Here is a 24739-nt window from a genome sequence, read left to right as displayed (position 1 = left end):
CCTGCCCTGGGGGGCATCGGATCTGGCGTGACAGAGGTCGCTGTCGCGCATTTCGGCATGCCGAAATGCATGGCCGCCGGCAACACCGCCTGGCGTTGTCGTCATCGAACGGGACGGTTCAACCCATCGGTGCAGGGATATGCCATCGCTTTGTCGCCTCGCCTGTCCGGAGACCCGTACATGCAACGACTGACTTCCATATTGCGCATCGCTTCCCTGGGCCTGCTGGCAGGCGCGTGTCTGCAGGTGCAGGCGGTGGAAATCAACGGCATGAAGGATTTCAGCGATCTTCATGGCCGTTATGCCCCCGCGGGCAATTGCAAGCGCCAGCCGCAGATCGTCGTCGACGCGGGCGGCATGACTTTCGAGGTTGCCGGGGCCAAGGCGCGGGTAACCAATCCGGAGTTCGCGGCCAGTTATTTCGGCGGCGCCAGCGACAACTACGAAGGTATCAGCCGGGTGTTCTTCCCGTTCCGCAACGGCCAGGATGGCTACCCGATCATCATGATGTTCAATGCCGAGGAGAACAAAGGCATCCTGACCATTGCCGGTCATGACGAGGGCTGGAAAGGTGGTCCTGCGCTGACCCCGCGCAACAGCGCCCTGGTGGCGGGGTCGCCCTATTCCAGATGCAAATGAGCGGCTGCGCATGATCTGGTGGATCGGAACATGCGGATCAGGGCGTGCGAATCAGAGCATCGGTTCCCACTGCGCGTAATACACGCGCCACTCGCTCCCTTCGATACGCCAGCCGCTGGTGATGGAATAACTCTGCGCACTGTCGGGCAGGAAACGTCCGCTGCCGCCAGCCAGGAGCGCGTCGAATCGCACAATCGGCTGATCGCCTCGCATCTCGATCCGCAGCGGACCGGTGATAGTGCTCGGATTGGACTTGCCGAGCACTAGCATCTGCAGCATATTGTGCAGCGCAGCACGATCGATGCCCTCGTTGCCGGCGAAATCGCCGGTTACGCTTGCCATGAAATCATCGATCCTGCCCTCGCCGGCGGCCGACTGCATTTCCTGCAATTGCGTGCGCAAGGCCGCCTCGGGAGAGTCTCGATGGCAGGCGGAGATCGCCATCAGGGCGCACGAGGTCAGGCCGAAGAGGAGCCCTTTCCATCCTGTTCGCTGGTTCATGGGAATGGCTTCGTGTTTTCCATCCGGGGCGGTATGCTCGCATGGTGGAACCCCACAGCCGCCATGCGCTTCTGCGTGTGGCGCACCATCCAAACCAAAGGCCCTGGGGAGGGAGCAAGAGATGAGTCAGGATCGTCCATGGTTTAAGAATTACCCGCAAGGCGTGCCGCGTGAAATAGATATGGACGAGTACCGGTCCATCGTCTCGGTGTTCGAGACCGCAGTCGGCAATTTCAACGACCGCCCTGCGTTCTCCAACTTTGGCAAGACCCTGACCTATCGTGAAATCGAAGTGCTCAGCCGTCATTTCGCGGCTTACCTGCTGGGCGAATTGAAGCTGAAAAAGGGCGATCGCGTCGCCATCATGGCGCCGAACTGCCTGCAGTATCCCATCGCCATCTTCGGCATCCTGCGCGCCGGGCTGACCGTGGTGAACGTCAACCCGATGTACACCGCGCGCGAACTCAAGCACCAGCTGACCGATTCCGGCGCCAGCGTGCTGGTGGTGGTGGACAACTTCGGCCATACCGTGCAGCAAGTGGTGGCGGACACGCCGCTGAAACAGGTCATCACTACCGGACTGGGCGACCTGGTCGGCTTTCCGAAGGGCGCGATCGTCAACTTCATGCTGAAGTACGTGAAAAAGCTCATCCCCGATTACGACATCCCCGGGGCGGTGCGCTTCAAGGACGCGCTGACCCTGGGACGCATGCACAAGCTTCCCGAAATCGACATCGATGGCGAGGACATCGCCTTCCTGCAGTACACCGGCGGCACCACCGGCGTGGCCAAGGGCGCGATGCTGACCCACCGCAACCTGGTCGCGAACATGCAGCAGGCATCGGTATGGATCGGCGGCAGTGCGGTGGCCGGACAGGAACTCATCGTCACTGCCCTGCCGCTGTACCACATCTTCGCATTGACCGCGAATTGCCTGGTTTTCATGAAATTCGGAGCCGAAAACTATCTCATCACCAATCCTCGCGACATGCCCGGTTTCGTCAAGGAACTCGGCAAGATTCCGTTCACCGCCATCACCGGCGTCAATACCCTGTTCAATGGATTGTTGAACACGCCAGGCTTCGACCAGATAGATTTCAGTCACCTCAAGATGACCCTGGGCGGCGGCATGGCCGTGCAGCGCGCCGTGGCGGAGAAATGGAAGAAAGCCACTGGCGTGACCCTGGTCGAGGCCTATGGCCTGACCGAGACCTCGCCCGCGGCATGCATCAACCCCCCCGACCTGAAGGATTACAACGGAGCGATCGGGTTGCCGATCCCGTCCACAGACGTCTGCCTGAAGGACGACGACGGCAATATCCTCGCCGTACTGGGCGAAGTCGGCGAGCTGTGCGTCAAGGGGCCGCAGGTCATGAAAGGCTATTGGCAGCGCCCGGAGGAAACCGCCAACGTGATCGATGCCGATGGCTGGTTGCACACCGGCGACATGGCCAAGATGGATGAGGAAGGCTTCTTCTACATCGTCGATCGCAAGAAGGACATGATCCTGGTTTCGGGTTTCAACGTGTATCCGAACGAGGTCGAGGACGTGATCGCGGGTATGGAGGGCGTGCTCGAGGTCGCCGCGATCGGCGTGCCCGACGAAAAATCCGGCGAGGCGGTCAAGGTGTTCATCGTCAAGAAGGATCCCTCGCTCACCGCCGAACAAGTGAAGGCTTTCTGCCGCGAAAACATGACCGGTTACAAGCAGCCGAAGCTGGTCGAATTCCGCACCGAACTCCCGAAGACCAATGTCGGCAAGATCCTGCGGAAGGAGCTGCGCGACCCACCCCCTGCCGCCCAGTAATCGGGTTTTCCCCAAGACCGGCTAACGCCGGTCTTTTTTTTGCCTGGTGCCCGGAACCGGGCTTACTGGCCACATTTTATGACATAGGTCACACTTTTCCGGCAAGTGCCTGATTGGAAGCCGTTTTGAGCGGGCATCAGAACGCCCACAAGGCTTTTTAATGCTTCGTTCAGGTGTACGATCCCGGGAACCAAGCCCCCCGGATTACCGGCCCTTCTCCACCCCATACAACGCAAACCACCCGTCGAGGATCCGAAAATGAGCAATGTCGAGAAACTGCAGCGCAGCCGCACCTACCCCACCATCCGTGCCGAATCCTCACCAGCTGGCGACAGCCACTGGCTGTACATGCACGACAACATCGGCAGCGGCATGCGTCCGTGCTTCCGCAACGATCTGCTGGACGACATGTGGAGTTTCACTTCTTCGATCATCAAGCGCGACAGCGAGCGCCGGCCCGGCCAACTGCGCCACTTCGTGCTGGCCTCGGCGGCTTCGGCATTCAACCTGGGCGGAGACCTGGAATTGTTCTCGCAGCTGATTCGCGCCAACGACCGCGAACACCTGCTTGCCTATGCACGCCGTTGCATCGATGGCGTCTATGGATTGCATACCGGACTGGGTGGCGACGTACGCACGATCGCACTGGTCCAGGGCGATGCGCTGGGCGGCGGCCTGGAAATGGCCCTCGCTTGCCACACCATCGTGGCCGAGGAAGGCGTTGGCATGGGCCTGCCGGAAGTGCTGTTCGGGCTGTTCCCGGGCATGGGCGCCTACTCGTTCCTGTGCAAGCGCGTATCGCCGCAACTGGCCGAGAAGATCATCCTGGACGGAAACATCTATACCAGCGACGAGATGTACCGGATGGGCGTGGTCGATGTGCTGGTTCCCAAGGGCCAAGGCGAAATCGCCGTCCAGGAACTGATCCGTCAGCAGCAACGCGCACCGCACGCGCACCTGGCCATGAACTCGGTCCGCAACATCGCCCAGCGCGTGGGTTACGACGAACTGATGGGCATCACCGAAGTATGGGTGGATACGGCGCTGGCATTGGGCGACAAGTCGTTGCGCATGATGGAGCGCATCGTGCGCGCCCAGGAAAGGCGCCTTGGGGCATCGAACGTGGCCTGATCGGCGCGTGCTTCTAACAAAACGGGGAACGGGGAAACCAGCCAGTCCGTAGTCAGTTGCGCTCGCCCTTGTCGAGCGAGCCATGGTTATTGCGCGCACGCGCTTCAAGCGCGGCGCGTCCATGGCTGAGGTGCGAGTTGAGCATGGCCAGCCGCTGGCGCCACTCCTTCGATATCTCGGAGTCCGCCAGCCGCATCATTTCGCCGCTCGCGGCCGCGAGCTTCACCAGTCCAAGATTGCTGGCCACGCCTTTGAGTGCATGCGCATGTTCGCGCATGTGCCCGCCATTGCCCTGCTCCATCGCATGCGCCATCGCACCGATGCAGCCATCGGCATCGTTGAGGCACTGGATGATGAACTCGCGTTCGAAACTTTCGCCCATGCCCAGGGCGCTGAGTTCGTTGAGTACGCCCGGGTCCAGCACATCGTCAGAGACCGCGATCTCCGGCCTTTCCACCGGCACGGGCGTGGTGACGCGGCCGTTGTTGGCGATCTCGGCCAGTACGTCTAGCAACCTCGCGGCCACGATCGGCTTGGCCAGGAAGGCTCGTGCACCGGCCTGCTCGCAGCGCGAGATCGCGTCGGGAGTGACGTCGGCGCTCAGCACCAGTACGGGTGTGCGCCGTCCACCGCCAGCTTCCATGACCCGCAACTGCTTCAGCAGGTCGAGCCCACTGATGCCCGGCATGTGCAGGTCGACGATGACGGTGTCGTAGTCGGCGATTTCCAGCGCATCCAGCACTTCTTCGCCGCCATTGACGCAGACCACGCGATGCCCCGCCTTCTGCAGCAGGCGCTGCACCACCATGCGGTTGGCTTCATGGTCGTCGGCGACCAGTATCTGCAGGCTGCGCACGCGGGCGCGATGGCGCAGGAACGGATCCGAGAAGGCGATGATGTTTTCCGCGCCGTGCGGGTTCTGGTCTTCGATCCAGGCCGGCACCACAGTGGCGGGCGTGGTGGCGATGTCGAAGGGAATGTCGACCCAGAAGCGGCTGCCGCGTTGCTCGGCGCTCTCGAAACCGATGCTGCCGCCCATGGCTTCGGCAAGCGCCTTGGCGATGGTGGTGCCCAGGCCGGTGCCGCCGTAGCGTCGCGACAGGCTGACGTCCGCCTGCTCGAATGCCTCGAACAACCTCGCCTGCATGCTGACCGGGATGCCGATGCCGGTATCGGTGACGGTGAAACGCAGGCCGACCTTGTCGCCTGCGGTAGCGAACGTCGTCACCTCCAGGCGCACGCTGCCCAGGTCGGTGAACTTGACCGCGTTGCCTGCCAGGTTCAGCAGGACCTGGCGAAGGTGGCGGGTATCGCCGCGCAACTTGCCCGGCACGTCCGCGCCGATCTTGACTTCGTAACTCAGCTTCTTGGCGCGCGCCTGGGGCAGCAGGATCATGCCGACGTTGTCGATCAGTTCGCGCGGCGAGAACTCGACGATATCGAGCTTGAGCTTGCCCGCCTCGATCGCGGAAATGTCCAGCACATCCTCGACCAGCGCCAGCATGCTGCGGGTCGAGGCCTGGATGGTGGACAGGCACTCGCGCTGCTCGCTATCGAGCTTGGTGGTCGCCAGCAGCTCCGACATGCCCGACAGGCCATTCAACGGGGTGCGGAATTCATGGCTCATGTTGGCCAGGAAGCGGGTCTTCGCCTCGTTGGCGCGATGCGCTTCCTGCGTGGCCCGGGTCAACTGCCGCAGCAGTCCCGACAGGTACATGGGCACGGCTACCAGCCCGACCAGCAGGCCGATACCCAGGCTGAGGTTGTTTCCCCAGTAGGAATTGGTCAACACCACCACGGAGAAGCCGATCGTGGCCATGCTGACGGCCCCCGTCAGGAAGCGGTTGCCGTAACGCAGGCCGTTGCCGACCGTCACCCACATCATGATCACGTACAGCCAGGCCAGCGGCTCACCCATGAGGGCCATGGCCGTGGACATCAACCCGTAGTCGGCGACCATGCCGATGATCCGGCGCACATTCGACTTGCCCGGAGCCCACAGGATCCAGCAGAACAGCACCGAACCGATGGCCACGCCGATGCTGCTCATGGCCAGCGCGGTTTGCGACACATCCTGCGCAACCCCGCCGAGCGCGGCACCGAGCAGCAGGTAGGCCATGACCCCGACGAAGATCATCAACCGGACCAGGGCCTGGCCGTGCTCGCTGTCAGGGCGGTTGGACAGCCTCGTCCGCAGCCATGTCGACAGGTTGTTCATGGCTTATTGCATGCCCGGGCGGACATGGACGGTCGAGTACTGCGCGCAGATGTCGTCCAGCCGCGCGCGGCCGCGACCCAGCGCATCGACGCAGGCGGGATCGAACAGGCGACCGCGCTGGGCGTACAGGTAGGCCAGCGCAGCGTCCTTGTCCCAGGCCTTCTTGTAGGGACGCGGGGAAATGAGCGCATCGAATACGTCCGCAACCGCCACTATCCTTGCTTCCAACGGGATGGCGTCGCCCTTCAGGCCATCGGGATAGCCGCTGCCGTCGTAACGCTCGTGATGGCGCAGGGCGATGATCGCGCCGGCCTGGATGAAACGATTGTGGCTGCCGCTGAGCAATTCGTGGCCAATGCGGGGATGGCGGCGCATGATCTCGGTTTCTTCCTCGGTCAGCGGGCCCGGCTTCATCAGCACAGAATCGGGAATGGCGATCTTGCCCATGTCGTGCAACGGCGCGGCCATTTCGATGGCGCGCACTTCGTCCTCGGGCAGACCCAGTTGTTCGGCGATCAGGCCGGCGACGTGGGCCATGCGTTCCAGATAGGCGCTGGTGCCGCTGTCGCGGTATTCGATGGCGCGGGCGAGGCGCGACAGGGTTTCGCGTTCGCGTTCTTCCACCTCGTGCATGCTCGACAGCAGGCGCTGCTCCAGCGACATCGCGCGCTGCTTGATGTTTTCGCTCTGCTGGCGGAGTTGCAGCAGGTTGCGGCAGCGGGCGCGCAATTCGCGCGGGCGTACCGGCTTGACCAGGAAATCGATCACCCCGGCTTCCAGCGCGGCCTGGCGGATCGGTTCGTCGCCGACCACGGTGATCAGGATGATCGGGATGTCGCGATGCATAGGCAGGCGCCGGAACCGGCGCGCGAATTCGAGCCCGTCCATGCCCGGCATGCGGTAATCCAGCAGCAGCAGGTCGGTACGGTTGGCCTCGCACCACGCCAGCGCCACTGCCGGGTCGCCGAAGTCGTGCACCGACAATTCGGAGGCAATATCCTCGATCACATGCCGCAGCATCGTGCGCGCAGAAGTCTGATCGTCGACGATGACGATATCCAAGTCGCTTCCTACCCCATTGGGCCACGTGGCGTGGCTTTCCGATGAGGATACTCCGGTGTAGACCCTGCTGGCATCTAGCATTTCCAATCTCCCTGGCATTCCGCCTGCTGGCGAATATACCCGTGCTCTGGTCTCGATGGTCGGCTCGAAATCAACTGCGGGAACCCGGGAGGGAAGTCGATTGCCTTGCCCGGATACCCTGGTTGCCGGGGAATTGACGCAGAAACCATGCCATTGGAGCGGCCAATGCGCCTGCCCCGGGAAATAGTGACCTATATCGCGTTAAAGGCGGCTATCCGGGTGGGAAGTCGCTTTGTCCGACAGGATCTGGCCGTCAATACAAGATCCAAGCCCGGGCACAACCTGCCCCCGAGCGTCACCTGGTGAAGTGGCTTCAGCCCGTGCTTTCCGGGCGCATGTACGGGAACAGCAGCACGTCCCGGATCGAATCCGACCCGGTCAGCAGCATGACCAGGCGGTCGATGCCGATTCCCAGGCCGCCTGTCGGGGCCAGGCCGACCTCCAGCGCGCGGATGTAATCGGCGTCGAAGTGCATGGCCTCGTCGTCGCCGCTGTCCTTGGCCTCGACCTGGGCCTGGAAACGAGCTGCCTGGTCTTCCGGGTCGTTGAGCTCGGAAAAGCCGTTCGCCAGTTCCTTGCCGTTGATGAAGAGCTCGAACCGGTCGGTGTAGCCCGGCTGGTCGTCGTTGGCCCGCGCCAGCGGCGAAACTTCCACGGGATGGTCGGTGATGAAGGTCGGCTGGATCAGGGTGTGCTCCACCGTCTTCTCGAAGATTTCCAGCAGCAGCTTGCCCCAGCCGTAGCCGGGCTTGACGTGGATCTTGAGGCGCTCGCAATGGCGCACCAGGGCATCGCGGTCGGTGCAGTCGGCCGCGCTGATTTCCGGGTTGTGGTGGCGCACGGCTTCATCCATGCGCCAGCGCCGGAAAGCCGGATCGAGATCGATCTGTTCGCCCTCCCACAGCACCTGGCCGGTGGCCAGCACCTCGTGGGCCACGTCGCGGATCACACCTTCGGTCAGGTCCATGATCTCGTTGTAGGTGGCGTAGGCCTCGTACAACTCCAGCATGGTGAATTCCGGGTTGTGGCGGGTGCTCACGCCTTCGTTGCGGAAGTTGCGGTTGATCTCGTAGACGCGTTCCAGGCCGCCGACCACCAGACGCTTGAGGTACAGCTCCGGGGCCACGCGCAGGTACAGGTCCAGGTCCAGCGCGTTGTGGTGGGTGGTGAACGGCTTGGCCGCGGCGCCGCCGGGGATGTAATGCATCATCGGCGTCTCCACTTCCAGGAAACGCCGCGCATCCAGCCATTCGCGCATCGCGCGGATGATCCTGGAGCGCTTGATGAAGACTTCGCGCGCCTCGGGAGTGACGATCAGGTCCACGTAGCGCTGGCGATAGCGCTGTTCCACATCGGTCAGGCCGTGCCATTTGTCCGGCAGCGGCCGCAGCGACTTGGTCAGCAGGCGCAGGCTGGAAACCTTGACCGACAGTTCGCCGGTACGGGTACGGGTCAAACCGCCTTCGACGCCGACGATATCGCCGATGTCCCAACCCTTGAAGGCGTCGTACACCTCGCCCAGCGTGTTGGTCTGCAGGAACAGCTGCAGGCGCCCGGATTCGTCCTGGATCTGGGCGAAGCTGGCCTTGCCCATGATCCGCTTGGCCATCAGGCGCCCGGCGACCTTGACCTCGCGCCGTGTCGCTTCCAGTGCCTCGGCAGGCCACAGCTCCTGGTCCTCGTACTGGGCCTGCAGGTCGCCGGCATAGTCGATGCGGCGGAAGTCGTTGGGAAACGCGATCCCCTGCCCGCGCAAGGCCGTGAGTTTCGCGCGGCGCTCTGCGATGAGGCTGTTTTCGTCGACGGGAGGCGGTGCGGGAGTCTGCTCGGTCATGGGGGTGAGTGGATTCTGTTGTAGAGCCGAGCTTGCTCGGCTGAAGGGTTGCGGAAGAACAGCAGCGGAGCAAGCTCCGCTCTACGGCAGGTCAAGCATCGCTGCGTTTCGAGCCGGCCTCCAGCCCCGATTTCAGGCTGGCCTCGACGAATTCGTCCAGGTCGCCGTCCAGTACCTTCTGCGTGTCGGTGCGTTCGATGCCGGTACGCAGGTCCTTGATCCGGCTCTGGTCCAGTACGTAGTTGCGGATCTGGCTGCCCCAGCCGATGTCGGACTTGGTCGCTTCCAGCGCATCGCGCTCGGTGTTGCGCTTCTGGATCTCCAGTTCGTACAGCTTGGCCGCCAGCATCTTCATCGCATTGTCGCGGTTCTGGTGCTGGCTGCGGCCGGTCTGGCAGGCGACCACGGTGTTGGTCGGGATGTGGGTGATGCGTACCGCCGACTCGGTCTTGTTGACGTGCTGACCGCCGGCGCCGGAGGAGCGGTACACATCGGTACGCAGATCGGCGGGATTGATGTCGATCTGGATGTTGTCGTCGACTTCCGGCGAAACGAACACCGACGTGAACGAGGTATGCCTGCGGTTGTCCGAATCGAACGGCGACTTGCGCACCAGCCGGTGCACGCCGATCTCGGTCTTCAGCCAGCCATAGGCGTATTCGCCTTCGACGCGGAACGTGGCCGACTTGATGCCCGCCACTTCGCCGGCGCTGACTTCCATCAGCTCGGTCTTCCAGCCGCGCGACTCGCACCAGCGCAGGTACATGCGCAGCATCATCTCGGCCCAGTCCTGGGCCTCGGTGCCGCCGGCGCCGGCCTGGATATCGACGAAGCAGTTGGCCGGGTCCAGTTCGCCGGAGAACATGCGCTGGAACTCCAGCTTCTCGACGTGCGTGTTGAACCCCGCCACGTCGGCCACCACCGCCTGTGCGGTTTCCTCGTCGTTCTCGCTTTCGGCCAGGTCGAGCAATTCGCTGGCCTCGCCCAGCCCGTCTTCCAGGCTGGCGATGCCGTTGACGTTCTTTTCAAGGCTGGAACGCTCGCGGCCCAGGGTCTGGGCGTATTCGGCGTTGTTCCAGATCTCCGGGTTTTCGAGTTCCCGGTTTACTTCTTCCAGGCGCTCGCGCTTGGCGTCGTAGTCAAAGATACCCCCGAAGCGAAAGCAGCCGTTCCTGGAGATCGGCGATGCGCTGGCGGATGGGGTTGAGTTCGATCATGGCGGGGGGAATACGGATGAAAACGGTCGTGAATTCTATCAGGATGCCGCAGCGGGCTGGCCCGGCTCCTGCATCGTGGCGCCCGCCCTGCCCCGCAACCCGGCCCGGTAGCGGCGGCTGCAGGGCAACGTGGTCCGGTCCTTCAGGTGCAGGCGGGCATCGCCGGTGTCCAGCGGCTCGATCGAGGCGATCAGGTCCAGGTTGACGATGTAGCTGCGGTGGACGCGGGCGAAACGGCGTGGATCCAGTTTCGATTCGATGCCTGCGATGGTGCTGCGCAACGGGTAGTCGTGCTCGCGGATGCGCAGGTTGACGTAGTTGCCCGAGGCCTGCAGCCATTCGATATCGGCGGCGGACACCAGGAACTCGCGGCCCAGCTTGCGCACCAGAAAACGTTCCGGCCGATCCACCGGTTCCACTGGCTCGCCCTCGTCCGGCATGTCCAGCAGGCTGGCCTCGCCCTGTGAGCGGCGCAGGACGAAGCGGTAGATCTCGATCCCCGCCACCATGCTTGCGTAGGAGCGGATGTCCTTCAGGTATTCGTAGAACAGCTCCCGCGGCCACGGACCGAAGTCGTATTCCATCCCCTGCGCGCGGTAGATCAGCATGCGCAGGCCGACCATGCCCACCACATGGACCAGCGAGAACACTGCGCTGGCCAGCAAATGCCAGGGCAGCTGGCGGCGCCAGTTGTCCCAGTGCAGCGGGAACAGGCGGGTGAACCAGACCAGCGCCGGAACCAGGGTCAGCATGAGCAGTCCGCTGGTGAATTCCCATACCGCCGGCTGCCAGGCGGCGAAGTCGAGTTCGCTGCGGCGGATGTCGATCAGCACGGTGATGCTGTTGGCGATGCCGTTGACCAGGGTCAGCACCACCCAGAAGCCCACCTCGAAGGTCCGCCGCCAGGGCAGGAAGCGTTGGTAGGCGCTGGGTGGGGCGGAATCCATCGCCGCATTCTACGTTCCCGGATGGCGCAACCCGGGGGAGTTCGTCCCTGCGTTCCTCGTTTCGTCCCTGCCCCGCCTCTACCCGTCACTTCGCGCTGGCATCGATCAGGCGGAAACCCAGAGTGGCTGCTTTCCCGGACAGGAGATCACCATGACCCGTCGCCACGACCTCGACTGGGTCCGCGTCTGCGCCTTCGGCTTGCTGGTCCTCTACCACGTAGGCATGTACTACGTGACCTGGGACTGGCACGTGAAAAGTCCGCACGCCAGCGAGACCATCGAGCCGTTGATGATGCTGACCAGCCCCTGGCGGCTTTCGTTGCTGTTCCTGGTCTCCGGGGCGGCCAGTGCGTTCCTGTTCGGCAAGACGCCACGGGGCTTCCTGCGCACGCGTTCCTGGCGCCTTCTGGTGCCCCTGGTCTTCGGCATGCTGGTGGTGGTGGTGCCGCAGCCGTACTACGAGGTGGTGGAAAAGCTGCCCGGCGGCTACACCGGTGGCTACCTGGCCTTCTATGCGCGCTACCTGGCCGGCGACGGCAGCTTCTGCCGCGACGGCGATTGCCTGGATCTGCCGACCTGGAACCATCTCTGGTTCGTGGCCTATCTATGGGTCTACACCGTGGTGCTCTGGCTGCTGCTGCGGCTGCCACCGAAACTGGTCGAATGGGTTCGCCAACATCTGGGCACCCTGCTCTCGGGACCGGGCGTGCTCATCTGGCCCGTGCTGCTGCTGATCGTGGTCCGGATCGCCCTGGTGGGCCGTTTCGAATCGACCCACGCGCTGGTGGGCGACTGGTACAACCATGCGCAGTACCTGCCCCTGTTCCTGCTCGGGTTCCTGGTGGCGCGGACGGCGAGTGTGTGGGAAAGCCTGCAACGCCTGCGCTGGATCGCGTTTTGGCTGGCGATCGCCGGCTATGTCTTCATCGTCTGGTACTTCTTCGGCTCGGGCTATACCGATGAAACCAATCCGCCACCCGACCTGTTACGCATGGCCCAGCGTCTGGCCTGGGGCATCAACCAGTGGGCCAGCATCGCCGCCATCCTCGGCTTCGCCCATCGTCTCGCTCCCGGTGACAGTCCCGCGCTGCGCTACCTGACCCAGGCGGTGTTCCCGGTCTACATCCTGCACCAGACCGTGATCGTAGTGGCTGCGCACAATCTCAAGCCGCTTGCGATTCCACCGTTACTGGAAGGGCCGCTGCTGATCGTGCTGACCTTCGTGGCGTGCTTTGGCGGTTACGAAATCATCCGGCGCGCAGGCTGGCTACGGCCGTTGTTCGGGTTGAAGCGACGTGAGTCGGCATTGCCGATCCGCGATGCGCAGCCATCGCCCGGATAAACACTGTGCAGCTTTTTATCCTTGGCTGGAGCAGCCGAGCAAGCTCGGCTCTACGTAGCGAAGGCAGTCCCCTTGGGGGACAGGGATTCCCGATGCTCGACGATCAACTGGATTGCGCCGCCACCGCGATAGTCGTCCGGCACCAGTCGATAAGCCAGGCGCTGGCGCGATCCGGGTTCCTGCTCCTGCCAGCCGCCGAAATGGATGGCGTTGAGCGTTTCGCGGCGGCCCTCGACGCGCAGGACCAGCTTGAGGTGGCGCTCGCCGACCACGCGCCAGTCGATCACCTCGAATTCGCCGTCGAACAACGGCTCGCCATAGCCCTGGCCCCAGGGGCCGCCGCTGCGCAGCGCCTCGGCGTTGGCGGCGATGAACTCGTCCGCCGCCAGTTCGCCGTCGCTGAGCAGTTCGGCGTGCAGCATGGCCGGATCCATCATCGACTCGACCTGCTCGCGGAAAGCGTCCTGGAAGCGCGCGAATTCGCTTTCATCGAGGCTCAGGCCCGCTGCCATCGCGTGCCCGCCGAACTTCCCGATCAGCCCGGGATGCGCCGCGTCCACGCCGGCCAGCGCATCGCGGATGTGGAATCCGGGAATGGAACGGGCCGATCCGCGCAGGCTGCTGCTGCCCGGTTCGGACGGCGCGAACGCGATCACCGGGCGATGCAGCTTTTCCTTCATCTTCGATGCGACCAGGCCGACCACGCCGGGATGCCATTCCGGATCGAACAGGCAGAGCGCGATCGGTGCCTGAGCCACGCTGTCGCCGAGCCGCGCAAGCGCGATTTCGGCTTCATCGACCATCTGCTGTTGCACGCCACGGCGCTCGGCGTTGATGCCGTTCAATACCTGCGCAAGCTCGCCCGCCTGGGTGGCGTCGTCGCTGAGCAGGCATTCGATGCCGATCGCCATGTCTTCAAGGCGACCGGCGGCGTTGAGCCGGGGAGCGATGGCGAAGCCGATGTCCGCCGCGGTCAATCTTGCGGCATCGCGGCCCGATACCTCGATCAGTGCGCGCAGTCCTGCGCATCCCTGCCCCGCACGAAGCCGTCGCATGCCCGCACCGACCAGGGCGCGGTTGTTGACGTCCAGCGGGACCAGGTCGGCAATGGTTCCTACCGCGACCAGGTCCAGCAAGGTGGAAAGATCGTGTCCGCCATTGGCGAGAACCCCGCTATCGCGCAGCTTCTTCCGCAGCGCGAGCAGCACGTAGAACATCACCCCCACGCCGGCCAGCATCTTGCTGGGAAAGGCATCGCCGCGGAGGTTGGGATTGACGATGGCATCGGCCGTCGGCAACTGTTCGCCGGGCAGATGATGATCGGTGACCAATACCTGCCAACCCAATGCCTTCGCCGCCGCGATACCGGCATGGCAGACGATGCCATGATCCACAGTGATCAATAGGTCAGGCTCCAGCCCGACAAGCTCTGCGACCAGCCCAGGCGACAACCCATAGCCATGAACCATGCGATTCGGCACGGCCGGCGTCACCCGGGTCGCGCCAAGCATGCGCAACCCACGCACGCCCACCGCGCAGGCGGTAGCCCCATCGCAATCGAAATCGCCGACCACGACGATGTGCCGATTACCGGCGATGGCGTCGGCGAGCAAGGCGGTCGCTTCAGCGAGCCCGCCGAGCGAATCGGGCGGCAACAATTGCGCGAGTTTCGGTTGCGCCTGGGCGATGCCGGTGGCGCCGCGTCCCGCATAGATACGGCGCAACAAGGGCGATATCGAATCGGGCCAGCTTCCTGCCGCGTCGACTTGGCGCCGACGGATCCTCGGGCCCGGGGTCATCGGGCTTGAGGTCATGCGTCCAGCTTCGGCAACGATTTGCGCCAGAAACGCCAGCGCTGTTCCCGGCGCAGGCGGAAGATCGCGCCGTCCTCGAAGTCCAGGCCCAGCGATTGCAGTTCGCGCTTGCGCACCGCTTCCAGTAGCGGCTGCACGGCGTCCCGGGCCAGCATGCCCAGGTCGCGCAGGTGGCGAAGGTCCACCAGTGCATCGACTTCCTGCGCATCGCCCGTTTCATCCGCGACGCCCGCCGCACTGGCGAGCGACCGCAGCAAGGTGTCGTTGCCCTTGACCTGCCGATAGCGCGTGCGCACGAAGTCCGGCAGCGCGCCGGCGCCCCAGAACCACAGCGAGTTCACCGCAGGCTTGCCGAGCGAGGCGCGTACCGAGTTCCACGGATGGTTGTGCAGGACGACCTGCGCCTCGGTGAGCAAGGCGCGCCAGCGCCGTCCCAGGTCGCCTTCGGGCAGGTGCGCGAACAGGTCTTCGCCCAGCACTTCGTCAGGAGTCGCGAACGTGGGCAATCGGGATTCTCGGGGAAGGCGCAGGTACCAGCGCGAGGGATGCGGCGCGTCCAGCGAAAAGCCCGCATCCCCGAACAAGGGGCGCAGCGCAGGCAGCAGTTGCGCGACGTCTTCGGCAGTGAGCGCCAGCGCTTCGCCATGCGACAGCATGCGCGCGCCACCCATGTCCGGGGCCACGTGGGCAGGATCGACACGCAACCACGAGGCCTGGGCGGCATCGCCCGCATCGCGCTGGCGGGTGAGCGCGGCAATCGGCCAGTGGTCCGGGATCAGCTGGAAATGGCGGCGCAACTGCGCTCGCTCGCCCGCATCGCCGGTTGCGCGATCGGCTTGCGCCAGCGCCTTGGCGAACGCGGCCGGCAGCGCCTGGCCGGCGAAACGCGAACGCAAGGGCAGCAGCAGCGTAGCCGACGCCATCCGTTATCCCGATCAGCCCGCGTAAGCGACGCTGACGATCTCGTATTCGCGCTGTCCGGCCGGTGCGTCTATGGTGACCGAATCGCCCTCGTGCTTGCCGATCAACGCGCGCGCCAGCGGCGAGGAAATAGCGATCATCGCCAGCTTGATGTCCGCTTCCAGGTCGCCGACGATCTGGTAACGCTTCTCTTCGTCGGTTTCCACGTCGGCCAGGGTCACGGTGGCGCCGAATACCACCCGCGAGCCGGCGTTGAGCTGGGCCACGTCGATCACCTCGGCGTGCGACAGCTCGCCTTCCAGCTGCTTGATGCGGCCTTCGATGAAGCTCTGCTGCTCGCGGGCGGCGTGGTACTCGGCGTTTTCCTTGAGGTCGCCGTGCGCGCGGGCTTCGGAGATGGCGTTGATGACCGCCGGCCGCTTCACCGACTTCAGATGGTCGAGCTCCTCGCGCAAACGCTGCGCGCCTTTCAATGTCAGCGGTGCTCTCATGGGGACGTACTCATGCGGATGTTCACGCCTGCAACTCCTTGTGCAGTTCCTGCAGCGCCCACACGGGGCCGGTGCCGCGGAACTCCAGCGAATGCACCAGCGCCTTGGCGCCGGCAATGGTGGTGGAATAGGTGACGCGATGCTGGAGAGCCTCGCGTCGTATCGAGAAGGAGTCGGTGATCGCCTGGCGGCCTTCGGTGGTGTTGACGATATACACGATTTCGCCGTTCTTGATCAGGTCGACGATATGCGGGCGGCCTTCGACCACCTTGTTGATCTGTTCGCAGGCATGTCCGTTCTGCTGCAGCCAGGCGCAGGTGCCGCGTGTGGCGACCAGGGTGTAGCCGCGTTCGATCAGGTCCTTCGCCACCGGCAACACCCGGGACTTGTCCGGATCGCGCACCGACAGGAACACCTTGCCCACTGGCGGCGCCTTGATCCCGCCGGCTTCCTGCGCGCGGGCGAACGCGGCGCCGAAGTTGCGGCCCACGCCCATCACTTCGCCGGTGGAACGCATCTCCGGGCCGAGGATCGGATCCACGCCCTGGAACTTCGCGAACGGGAAGATCGCTTCCTTGACCGAATAGTAATGCGGCACGATTTCCTTGGTCGCGCCCTGCTCCGCCAGCGACTTGCCGGCCATGCAGCGCGCGGCGATCTTGGCCAGCGGCATGCCGGTGGCCTTGGATACGAACGGCACCGTACGCGAGGCGCGCGGGTTCACTTCGAGCAGGAAGATGGTGTCGTCGCCTTCGTCGCTGGTCTGGATGGCGAACTGGGTGTTCATCAGCCCGACCACGTTCAGCGCCTTGGCCAGTTCCACCACTTGCCTGCGCAGTTCGGCCTGGGTTTTCGCGGAAAGCGAATATGGCGGCAGCGAGCACGACGAATCGCCGGAATGCACGCCGGCTTCTTCGATATGCTCCATCACCCCGCCGACCAGCACCGCGCCGGTGTCGTCGGCGATGATGTCGACATCGACTTCCACCGCGTTGTCCAGGAACCGGTCCAGCAGCACCGGCGAATCGTTGGAGACCTTGACCGCATCGCGCACGTAGCGCGCCAGGTCGGATTCGCCGTACACGATTTCCATGGCGCGGCCGCCGAGCACGTAGGACGGGCGCACGACCAGCGGATAACCGATCTCGCGCGCCAGCACCAGCGCTTCCTCGTCGTTGCGGGCGATGCGGTTGGGCGGCTGCTTCAGCCCGAGCTTCTCGACCAGTTGCTGGAAGCGCTCGCGGTCCTCGGCCAGGTCGATGGAATCGGGCGAAGTGCCGATCACCGGCACGCCGTTGGCTTCCAGCGCCTGGGCGAGCTTGAGCGGGGTCTGGCCGCCGTACTGGACGATCACGCCCTTGGGCTTCTCCAGTTCGACGATCTCCAGCACGTCCTCGAGCGTGAGCGGCTCGAAATACAGGCGATCGGAGGTGTCGTAGTCGGTGGAGACGGTTTCCGGGTTGCAGTTGACCATGATGGTTTCATAGCCATCCTCGCGCAGCGCCAGCGCGGCATGCACGCAGCAATAATCGAATTCGATGCCCTGGCCGATGCGGTTGGGGCCCCCGCCGAGGATCATGATCTTGTCGCGCCCGGTCGGCTCGGCTTCGCATTCGTCCTCGTAGGTCGAATACAGATAGGCGGTGCTGGTGGCGAATTCGGCCGCGCAGGAATCCACGCGCTTGTAGACGGGCTTGACCTTCAGGGTACGGCGCAGGTTGCGGATGGCGCCTTCGTCGGTCTTCGCCAATTGCGCCAGACGCGCATCGGAGAAGCCCGCGCGCTTCAGCTCGCGCAGGCGCGCGGCATCCAGCGAGCCGAGCCCTTGTCCGGCCAGTTTCTTCTCTTCCGCGATGATTTCCTCGATCTGGTCGAGGAACCACGGATCGATGAACGACAGCGTATGCACTTCTTCCACGCTCATGCCGGCGCGGAACGCATCGGCCACGTAGAACAGGCGCTCGGGGCCGGGCTCCTTCATTTCGCGGCGCAGGTCGGTCAGGTCTTCCGCATCGTCCAGGTCGAGCCCGGTCGGGTCCAATCCAACCTTGCCGGTTTCCAGGCCGCGCAAGGCTTTCTGCAGGGATTCCTGGAAGGTGCGGCCCATCGCCATCACCTCGCCGACGGACTTCATCTGCGTGGTCAAACGCGCATCGGCCGCAGGGAATTTTTCGAAGGCGAAGCGCGGAATCTTGGTGACCACATAATCGATCGTCGGCTCGAACGAGGCCGGGGTCAGGCCGCCGGTGATCTCGTTGCGCAATTCGTCCAGGGTGTAGCCGACCGCCAGCTTGGCCGCGACCTTGGCGATCGGGAAACCGGTCGCCTTGGACGCCAGCGCCGAGGAACGGGAGACGCGCGGGTTCATCTCGATCACCACCACGCGGCCGGTCTGCGCATTGATGCCGAACTGCACGTTGGAGCCGCCGGTATCTACGCCGATCTTGCGCAGCACCGCGATGGAGGCATCACGCAGGCGCTGGTATTCCTTGTCGGTCAGGGTTTGCGCCGGAGCCACCGTGATCGAGTCGCCGGTATGCACGCCCATCGGATCGAGGTTCTCGATCGAGCAGACGATGATGCAGTTGTCCGCAGTGTCGCGGACCACCTCCATCTCGAATTCCTTCCAGCCCAGCACCGACTCTTCGACCAGCACTTCGCTGGTCGGCGAAAGCTCCAGGCCGCGACCGACGATCTCCACCAGCTCCTCGCGGTTGTAGGCGATGCCGCCGCCGCTGCCGCCCAGGGTGAAGCTGGGGCGGATGATGGTCGGATAGCCGACGCGGGTCTGGATATCCAGCGCCTGCTCGAGCGAACGCGCGACTTCGGCCTTGGGGCATTCCAGGCCGATCTCCTTCATGGCCACGCGGAACAGCTCGCGATCCTCGGCCATCATGATCGCTTCGCGCTTGGCGCCGATCAGCTCGACACCATATTTCTCCAGCACGCCGTTGTCGGCCAGGTCCAGCGCGCAGTTCAGCGCGGTCTGCCCGCCCATCGTGGGCAGCAACGCATCGGGCTTCTCCTTGGCGATGATCTTCTCGACCATCTGCCAGGTGATCGGCTCGATGTAGACCGCATCGGCCATTTCCGGATCGGTCATGATCGTCGCCGGATTGCTGTTGACCAGCACCACCCGGTAACCCTCGTCGCGCAACGCCTTGCAGGCCTGCGCGCCCGAATAATCGAACTCGCAGGCCTGGCCGATGACGATCGGGCCGGCACCGATGATGAGGATGGTTTTTAGGTCGGTGCGCTTGGGCATGGGGGATTCGTTTTCCGGTTCGCTTGTTTACTGGGTGGCTTGCGCGGTCGCGCTCTTCGGGCCGATGTATTTGTCGAAGAAGGCCAGCATCCTGGTGTAGAGGTTGACGTTGTTCTTCAGGTCGCGGAAACCGTGGGCTTCCTTGTCTTCCACGACGATGGCTTCAGGCTGCTTGCCGACGCCCTTCAGCTGATTGACGAGGAAATGCATCTGTGCGATCGGCACGCGCTGGTCCTTGCCGCCATGCACCAGCATGATCGGCGTCTTGATCTTGCCGACGTTGTAGGCCGGGCTGTTCGCTTCCAGCGCGGCGGTGCCCTGCGGAAGGACGTCGTGCTGGAAGTTGCGGCCGCTCTTCCGCTCCTGGATATCGCCCTTGGCGAACATCAACGGCAGTGAGTAGACGCCCACGTAGCCGACCGTGCAGCGGTACAGGTCCGGTTCGCGGACGACGCTCATCAATGCCGCGTATCCGCCGTAGGAAGCACCATAGATGCAGATGCGGTTCCTGTCGACGATGCCCTTGCTGACCAGCGAATTCACCGAATCGGTCAGGTCGTCCTGCATGGACGTGCCCCAGTTGCGGTAGCCGGCGCTGATGAAGGAGTTGCCGTAGCCGCCCGAACCGCGATAGTTCATCTGCAGTACCGCGAAGCCGCGATTGGCGAGGAGTTGCACTTCCGGGTTGAATCCCCAGTAATCACGCACTCCGTGCGGGCCACCGTGCGGATTGACGATGAGCGGCAGATTCCGGCCATCGCTACCGTGGGGCACGGTCAGGTAGCCGTGTATGACCTTGCCGTCGCGGGTGGTTACGTCGACCGGCTTCATCTGCGACATTTCCTCGGGCTTTATCCAGTCCCTGGAGGAAAGCAGGTAGGTGGCGCGTCCGCTCGCGGTATCGAACAGGTAGACCTGGCCCGGGTCCGTATCCGAGGAAACGCGGAATGCGAACTTGCTGCCGTCGTCGGTGATGCCGCCGAAGCTGACCGCCTTGCCCGGGAACGCCTTGATCACCCCGGCGTAGATCTTGGCTTCGGGATGTTCGGGGGCGACGAAATCCCAGTAGGGAATGCCTTCATCGTAGCGGACCGCCAGCAGCGTCTTGTCGTCGCTGCTCCACAGGTAGGTGCTCGCGTCGACGATGCCGTCGCTCGACAGCTGGGTTTCTTCGTTGGTGTCGGGATCCACCAGCATCAGCGCTTCCGGCTTGCCTTCATCGCCCTTGGAAACATAGACGTGCTTGTTGTCGGCAGCGAAGCCCAATGGGACATAGCTGGCGCCGCTGCGGCCGACTTCGTGGACCAGCGTCCACTTCTCTCCGTCGCGACGATAAGTGACTTCGCGTCCATCTTCCATTTCGCCGTAGGCATAGCGCGCCTTGCGATCATGGTCGACCATGAAGCCGCCGCCATCGACCGGCGCGCTTGATACGGTGATCGTGCGGCCATTGTTGACGTTCAACTTGAACAGGAATGCCGTGCCCAAGGACCGTTCCACCAGGATCGTGTCGGGGTCTTCAGGCGTCAGGTCGACCACGCTGTAGTAGGCGCCATTGGGAATGTCGATGCGGCCGCTGCCATCCAGGTTGGAAGCGTACAGGTCGCCCTTGCTGACCTTGAAATCGAAGCTGCCGAGCTTGATGCCGACCCAGAACAGCAGGCGCTTGTCGTTGGCCCAGACCACATCGGAAAAGTGCCGGTTCTCGCCGTAGTCCCACTTGCCGACCACCTTGCGGTTCGACGTATCCAGAACCGCCAGGACCGTACGGTCGCTCTGCGGCACGATCACGGCCAGATGCTTGCCGTCCGGCGAAAGCTTGACACTGCTGAACTCGGAGTCCTTGAAGAAATCCTCGATCGGGACTTCCCTGCCCCAGGCGATGGCAGGCAGCAAGCACAGGATCAGCAACAAGCGGCTCAACAATTTCATTCCCCTCTCCTTTTTAGGTATTTCGAATACAGCACCTTCTGATGCCACTGCAATCAGCTGCGCTCGCGCAACGTTTCCACGAACCTGTCGAACAACGGCGCCACGTCGCGCGGCCCCGGCGACGCTTCCGGGTGGCCCTGGAACGAGAACGCCGGCGCGTCGGTCAGTTCGATGCCCTGGTTGCTGCCATCGAACAGCGAGCGATGGGTCACGCGCACGTTGGCCGGCAGTGTGTTCTCGTCGATCGCGAAACCATGGTTCTGCGAGGTGATCATCACCCGGCCCGAAGCCAGGTCCTGCACCGGATGGTTGGCGCCGTGGTGGCCGTGGGTCATCTTCAGCGTGTCGCCGCCGACCGCGAGGGCCAGGATCTGGTGGCCCAGGCAGATGCCGAACAGCGGAATCTTCCGCGCCACGAACTCGCGCGTCGCAGCGATCGCGTAATCGCAAGGCTCAGGATCGCCAGGACCATTCGAAAGGAACACACCGTCGGGTTTCATCGCCAGGACGTCGGCCGCCGGAGTCTGCGCGGGGACCACGGTCACGTCGCAACCGCGCTCGGCCAGCATGCGCAGGATGTTGAGCTTCACCCCGAAGTCGTAGGCGACGACCTTGAAGCGGGGGGCAGCCGCAACGAACTCATTGCGATCCAGGTCCAGTTGCCCCTCTTGCCATGGGTAGCTGTGTTTGGTGGAAACGACTTTCGCCAGGTCCATGCCTTTCAGGCCGGGGAACTTGCGAGCGGCTTCCAGTGCTTTATCGACATCGATTTCGCCGGCCATCAGCGCACCGTTCTGGGCGCCGCGATCGCGCAGGATGCGGGTCAGCTTGCGGGTGTCGATGCCGGCAATGGCGACCACGCCGCGCTGCGCCAGCCACTCGGGCAAGGCCTGCCGGTTGCGCCAGCTGCTGGGCCGGCGCGGTACGTCGCGCACGATCAGGCCGGAGGACCAGACCTGGCGCGCTTCGTCGTCCTGGCCGGTGCAGCCGGTATTGCCGACATGGGGATAGGTCAAGGTGACCAGCTGGCGCGCGTACGAGGGATCGGTGAGGATTTCCTGGTAACCGGTCATGGCGGTGTTGAACACCACCTCGCCCGCGGAAAGGCCACTGGCGCCTACGGATTCGCCCTCGAATATCGTGCCGTCTTCGAGGGCGAGGATTGCGGGTTGGGTCACTGGGTTCGCCTTGGGGTGGAGGAACCCTGCCCCTCCAACTTGCGGCTGCAAGAAACCGCGGACTCGGTATTGTTCCGGTCCGTGGCGGTGGGTAACAGGCGAGCGAGAATTGTACGGGCGCGGGGTCCCCGGCGCCAGTCGTTTTTTTCCTGAAAGCGCCATGCCGCCGGCACCGGTAGCGCTCAGTCCAGCAAATCCCTGACCCGATACGCCGCAGCGGGCCTGCCGACGATGCGTCGCGCGGCATGCAAGGCGCCGCGGGCGAAAATGTCGCGATTGCCGGCGCGGTGGACCAGTTCCAGGCGCTCGCCCAGGCCGGTGAACTGGACCGTGTGCTCGCCGATGATGTCGCCGGCGCGCAGACTGGCGTATGCGACCTTGGCCCCATTGGCGCTGGCGGCTTCGCCCAGGGTCAGGGCGGTGCCGGAAGGGGCGTCCTTCTTCTGTGTGTGGTGGGCTTCGACTATGTCGCAGTCCCAGCCCGGCAAAGCCTTCGCCGCCCGCTCCACCAGTTCGCTCAGGATCGCCACGCCAAGACTGAAGTTGGAGGCCCAGACCAGCGGTATCTTCGCCGCCGCCGCCTCCAGGGCGGCACGTTGCGCGTCGCTCAGCCCGGTAGTGCCTGATACCAGTGCCGCGCCGCGGGCCATGCACAACGCGAGGAGGGGATCGAAGCCTTCGGGCAGGCTGAAATCGACTGCCACATCGAAGGCCGGCACCGAGGAAAGCTCGCTGGCCGCGAAGAACGGCACGCCTTCCACTACTCTCTGGGCCGGAGACTTGCGCGTCACTGCTGCAACAACCTGGCAATCGGTCTGTTCTGCGCAAAGGCGCAGCAAGGCCTGGCCCATGCGACCGGAAGCACCGTGGATCAGGATTCTTGTGGATTCGCTCATGCGTGCAGGCTAGCGGCGCGCGCGCAAGGCTACAAGCGCGTCGGTTGCCTTCCCGCCCCGCTGGAATGCGTTCCAGCCGCGATGGCCGGCTGCGAAAACTGCAGACCTGGTCACATCGTCGCGCCAGCCGGTCCGGGCTTATCGATCGTGCTTGCGAAGCTTGAACGACCAGCCCTGCGGATTGATGGGGATTTCAACCACCGAGCCCGGCGGTGCCGCCTCGAAGCGCGCGGCATGCGCCTTGAATTCCAGGTCCTGGTAAGGCCTGATTTTCCAACTAGCCGGCACAGCCACCAGCAGCACGCAGGCGAGCGCCAAGCGGCTGCCATGACGGAAAAGGCGATTGGCATCGAACGCGGCAAGCCAGGCCAGGCATCCATAGAACGCCAGTATCGGCACGAATGCATAGCGCCCGCCCGTGTACGGCTGCGCGAATAGCGGCCACTGAGGCTCAGTACCGGAGATTTGCGGCATGGCCAAGGCAGCCACCAGCACCATTGATCCCAAAGCGATCAGGCAGCGGAGGGCCTGATTGGAAACAAGCCAGGCACGTACGAAGACCGCGGCGCCCAGCAACGTCAGGGCCCATGCCAGGAAACCGGCATTGCGCCATGCCTGGGATGCGTAAAGCTGGCTCCACAGGTCGCCCGCCAAACCGGCCACCACGACTTGCCCGCTGAATATCCATGCCGCCAGTTCCGTCGTAGCGCCCAGTGGCGCATGGCTGCGCGTCCCTGGATGGGTGAGTATCGCCATGCATTGGACAGCGGCGGCAATGACAAGCACGGATGCCAGCAACAGCTGGCGCCTGTTCCGCACCGAATGGCAACGCCAGAGCGCCAACGGCGCCAGGAAAAGACTGAAGGTGCCGCTTAAGCCGCACAACAGCACCAGCAGGAAATCCTGCGCATCGCCCCAGCGGTTTTTTGCCGCAGGAAACACAACGACGATCAAGGCCGACAGGGCCAGGTGCCAGTGGATGTTGGTGACGTTTGCATGCACTTCGCGCGAGTACGGATGCGCCAGGTACAGGAAGCACAGCAGCAGCCGCCACCCGGTAGCCGGAACCAGCTCCCGGCCACGCGAAGAATTGATCAGCGCGACGGGCAGCAGCTTGAAGAACAGCGCCACCATATTGAAGAACAAGGGCGCGAAGGCAAGCGGAAAGAAAAGACTGATCAGCGCGGTCAGCTTGGAGACCGTCTGGAAGTAGCCGTTCTGCGGGAGCGCCAGGGTCGGCCATCCCATTTCATAGGCCTGCCTGAACCAGATCACTCCGTCTTCGGCCCAGAATTGCGCGTTGAGCAATGCGTCCGGCCGTCTGCTGAAAACCAGCAATGCACCGACCAGCCAGATCGCCGGTCCGTACTGCCATTTCCATTCTTCCGCGGACGTTTTTTTGCCGTATCCGTGTCGGAGGGAGTTATGCATGCGCCTGCTGCCGCTCCTTATGGCGAAACTTT

The 24739-nt window shown here is 63.9% G+C and carries 18 protein-coding genes; 4 read left to right on the top strand and 14 right to left on the bottom strand.

Annotated features, from left to right (window positions below; all coding sequences use genetic code 11):
* Positions 1-69 precede the first annotated feature (69 nt).
* Positions 70-639 (top strand): hypothetical protein, encoded by a 570-nt coding sequence (locus tag CSC74_RS02840; RefSeq protein WP_162312896.1) that lies wholly within the window; start codon positions 70-72, stop codon positions 637-639.
* Between the two features lie 51 nt (positions 640-690).
* Here CSC74_RS02840 and CSC74_RS02835 read toward each other — a convergent pair whose 3' ends face one another.
* Positions 691-1140, bottom strand: a complete 450-nt coding sequence (locus CSC74_RS02835) for a nuclear transport factor 2 family protein (RefSeq protein ID WP_162312895.1) — start codon at positions 1138-1140, stop codon at positions 691-693.
* Between the two features lie 121 nt (positions 1141-1261).
* Between CSC74_RS02835 and CSC74_RS02830 the strand changes: the two genes are divergently transcribed.
* Both CSC74_RS02830 and CSC74_RS02825 read left to right on the top strand, forming a co-directional pair.
* On the top strand, positions 1262-2947 hold the full coding sequence (locus tag CSC74_RS02830) for a long-chain fatty acid--CoA ligase (RefSeq protein ID WP_162312894.1): 1686 nt from the start codon (positions 1262-1264) through the stop codon (positions 2945-2947).
* Between the two features lie 258 nt (positions 2948-3205).
* Positions 3206-4078, top strand: a complete 873-nt coding sequence (locus tag CSC74_RS02825; protein WP_162312893.1) for a crotonase/enoyl-CoA hydratase family protein — start codon at positions 3206-3208, stop codon at positions 4076-4078.
* 52 nt (positions 4079-4130) lie between these two features.
* Here CSC74_RS02825 and CSC74_RS02820 read toward each other — a convergent pair whose 3' ends face one another.
* The 5 genes from CSC74_RS02820 to CSC74_RS02800 all read right to left on the bottom strand — a co-directional run bounded on the left by CSC74_RS02820 (position 4131) and on the right by CSC74_RS02800 (position 11437).
* Positions 4131-6296, bottom strand: coding sequence for an ATP-binding protein (locus tag CSC74_RS02820; protein WP_162312892.1), 2166 nt, complete (start codon positions 6294-6296; stop codon positions 4131-4133).
* A gap of 3 nt (positions 6297-6299) precedes the next feature.
* A complete protein-coding gene (rpfG, locus tag CSC74_RS02815) occupies positions 6300-7439 on the bottom strand; it encodes a cyclic di-GMP phosphodiesterase response regulator RpfG (RefSeq protein WP_162312891.1) in 1140 nt (379 codons plus the stop codon).
* Positions 7440-7752: 313 nt separating this feature from the next.
* Complete coding sequence (gene lysS / locus CSC74_RS02810) at positions 7753-9273, bottom strand: lysine--tRNA ligase (protein ID WP_162312890.1); 1521 nt, start codon at positions 9271-9273, stop codon at positions 7753-7755.
* 91 nt (positions 9274-9364) lie between these two features.
* A protein-coding gene (gene prfB / locus CSC74_RS02805; protein ID WP_162312889.1) for a peptide chain release factor 2 occupies positions 9365-10490 on the bottom strand; the annotation gives its coding sequence in 2 pieces (ribosomal slippage) (positions 9365-10414 and positions 10416-10490; 1125 coding nt in all).
* Positions 10491-10528: 38 nt separating this feature from the next.
* Positions 10529-11437 (bottom strand): LytTR family DNA-binding domain-containing protein, encoded by a 909-nt coding sequence (locus tag CSC74_RS02800; RefSeq protein WP_162312888.1) that lies wholly within the window; start codon positions 11435-11437, stop codon positions 10529-10531.
* A 151-nt stretch (positions 11438-11588) separates the two neighbouring features.
* On the opposite strand from CSC74_RS02800, the gene CSC74_RS02795 reads away from it, so the two are divergent.
* A complete protein-coding gene (locus CSC74_RS02795) occupies positions 11589-12779 on the top strand; it encodes an acyltransferase family protein (protein ID WP_162312887.1) in 1191 nt (396 codons plus the stop codon).
* Between the two features lie 50 nt (positions 12780-12829).
* Here CSC74_RS02795 and recJ read toward each other — a convergent pair whose 3' ends face one another.
* From recJ to CSC74_RS02755, 8 genes are all read right to left on the bottom strand, one after another.
* Positions 12830-14578: a single-stranded-DNA-specific exonuclease RecJ gene (recJ, locus tag CSC74_RS02790; protein ID WP_162313694.1), complete on the bottom strand. Its 1749-nt coding sequence runs from the start codon at positions 14576-14578 to the stop codon at positions 12830-12832.
* 11 nt (positions 14579-14589) lie between these two features.
* Positions 14590-15516, bottom strand: a complete 927-nt coding sequence (locus CSC74_RS02785) for a phosphoglycerate mutase (RefSeq protein WP_162312886.1) — start codon at positions 15514-15516, stop codon at positions 14590-14592.
* A gap of 12 nt (positions 15517-15528) precedes the next feature.
* Positions 15529-15993: a transcription elongation factor GreA gene (gene greA / locus CSC74_RS02780; protein WP_211369567.1), complete on the bottom strand. Its 465-nt coding sequence runs from the start codon at positions 15991-15993 to the stop codon at positions 15529-15531.
* Between the two features lie 34 nt (positions 15994-16027).
* Positions 16028-19270: a carbamoyl-phosphate synthase large subunit gene (carB, locus tag CSC74_RS02775; protein WP_162312884.1), complete on the bottom strand. Its 3243-nt coding sequence runs from the start codon at positions 19268-19270 to the stop codon at positions 16028-16030.
* A 27-nt stretch (positions 19271-19297) separates the two neighbouring features.
* The gene (locus CSC74_RS02770) at positions 19298-21202 is read right to left on the bottom strand and encodes an alpha/beta hydrolase family protein (RefSeq protein WP_162312883.1); all 1905 of its coding nucleotides are present in this window, start codon (positions 21200-21202) and stop codon (positions 19298-19300) included.
* 53 nt (positions 21203-21255) lie between these two features.
* Positions 21256-22380: a glutamine-hydrolyzing carbamoyl-phosphate synthase small subunit gene (gene carA / locus CSC74_RS02765; protein WP_162312882.1), complete on the bottom strand. Its 1125-nt coding sequence runs from the start codon at positions 22378-22380 to the stop codon at positions 21256-21258.
* Positions 22381-22562: 182 nt separating this feature from the next.
* Complete coding sequence (gene dapB / locus CSC74_RS02760; RefSeq protein WP_162312881.1) at positions 22563-23276, bottom strand: 4-hydroxy-tetrahydrodipicolinate reductase; 714 nt, start codon at positions 23274-23276, stop codon at positions 22563-22565.
* 138 nt (positions 23277-23414) lie between these two features.
* Positions 23415-24707: a hypothetical protein gene (locus CSC74_RS02755; RefSeq protein WP_162312880.1), complete on the bottom strand. Its 1293-nt coding sequence runs from the start codon at positions 24705-24707 to the stop codon at positions 23415-23417.
* Positions 24708-24739: the final 32 nt, after the last annotated feature.

This window comes from Pseudoxanthomonas yeongjuensis (assembly GCF_010093345.1).
In the GTDB taxonomy this organism is placed as follows: Bacteria; Pseudomonadota; Gammaproteobacteria; order Xanthomonadales; family Xanthomonadaceae; genus Pseudoxanthomonas_A; species Pseudoxanthomonas_A yeongjuensis.
This window is presented reverse-complemented; position numbering and strand designations above follow the sequence as displayed.

What these genes read in the sequence shown, in the direction of transcription:
- CSC74_RS02840 (WP_162312896.1), top strand. Translation starts at nt 70, where the DNA reads ATGGCCGCCGGCAACACCGCCTGGCGTTGTCGTCATCGAACGGGACGG.
- CSC74_RS02835 (WP_162312895.1), bottom strand. Translation starts at nt 1,140, where the DNA reads ATGAACCAGCGAACAGGATGGAAAGGGCTCCTCTTCGGCCTGACCTCG.
- CSC74_RS02830 (WP_162312894.1), top strand. Translation starts at nt 1,262, where the DNA reads ATGAGTCAGGATCGTCCATGGTTTAAGAATTACCCGCAAGGCGTGCCG.
- CSC74_RS02825 (WP_162312893.1), top strand. Translation starts at nt 3,206, where the DNA reads ATGAGCAATGTCGAGAAACTGCAGCGCAGCCGCACCTACCCCACCATC.
- CSC74_RS02820 (WP_162312892.1), bottom strand. Translation starts at nt 6,296, where the DNA reads ATGAACAACCTGTCGACATGGCTGCGGACGAGGCTGTCCAACCGCCCT.
- rpfG (WP_162312891.1), bottom strand. Translation starts at nt 7,439, where the DNA reads ATGCTAGATGCCAGCAGGGTCTACACCGGAGTATCCTCATCGGAAAGC.
- lysS (WP_162312890.1), bottom strand. Translation starts at nt 9,273, where the DNA reads ATGACCGAGCAGACTCCCGCACCGCCTCCCGTCGACGAAAACAGCCTC.
- CSC74_RS02800 (WP_162312888.1), bottom strand. Translation starts at nt 11,437, where the DNA reads ATGGATTCCGCCCCACCCAGCGCCTACCAACGCTTCCTGCCCTGGCGG.
- CSC74_RS02795 (WP_162312887.1), top strand. Translation starts at nt 11,589, where the DNA reads ATGACCCGTCGCCACGACCTCGACTGGGTCCGCGTCTGCGCCTTCGGC.
- recJ (WP_162313694.1), bottom strand. Translation starts at nt 14,578, where the DNA reads ATGACCCCGGGCCCGAGGATCCGTCGGCGCCAAGTCGACGCGGCAGGA.
- CSC74_RS02785 (WP_162312886.1), bottom strand. Translation starts at nt 15,516, where the DNA reads ATGGCGTCGGCTACGCTGCTGCTGCCCTTGCGTTCGCGTTTCGCCGGC.
- carB (WP_162312884.1), bottom strand. Translation starts at nt 19,270, where the DNA reads ATGCCCAAGCGCACCGACCTAAAAACCATCCTCATCATCGGTGCCGGC.
- CSC74_RS02770 (WP_162312883.1), bottom strand. Translation starts at nt 21,202, where the DNA reads ATGAAATTGTTGAGCCGCTTGTTGCTGATCCTGTGCTTGCTGCCTGCC.
- dapB (WP_162312881.1), bottom strand. Translation starts at nt 23,276, where the DNA reads ATGAGCGAATCCACAAGAATCCTGATCCACGGTGCTTCCGGTCGCATG.
- CSC74_RS02755 (WP_162312880.1), bottom strand. Translation starts at nt 24,707, where the DNA reads ATGCATAACTCCCTCCGACACGGATACGGCAAAAAAACGTCCGCGGAA.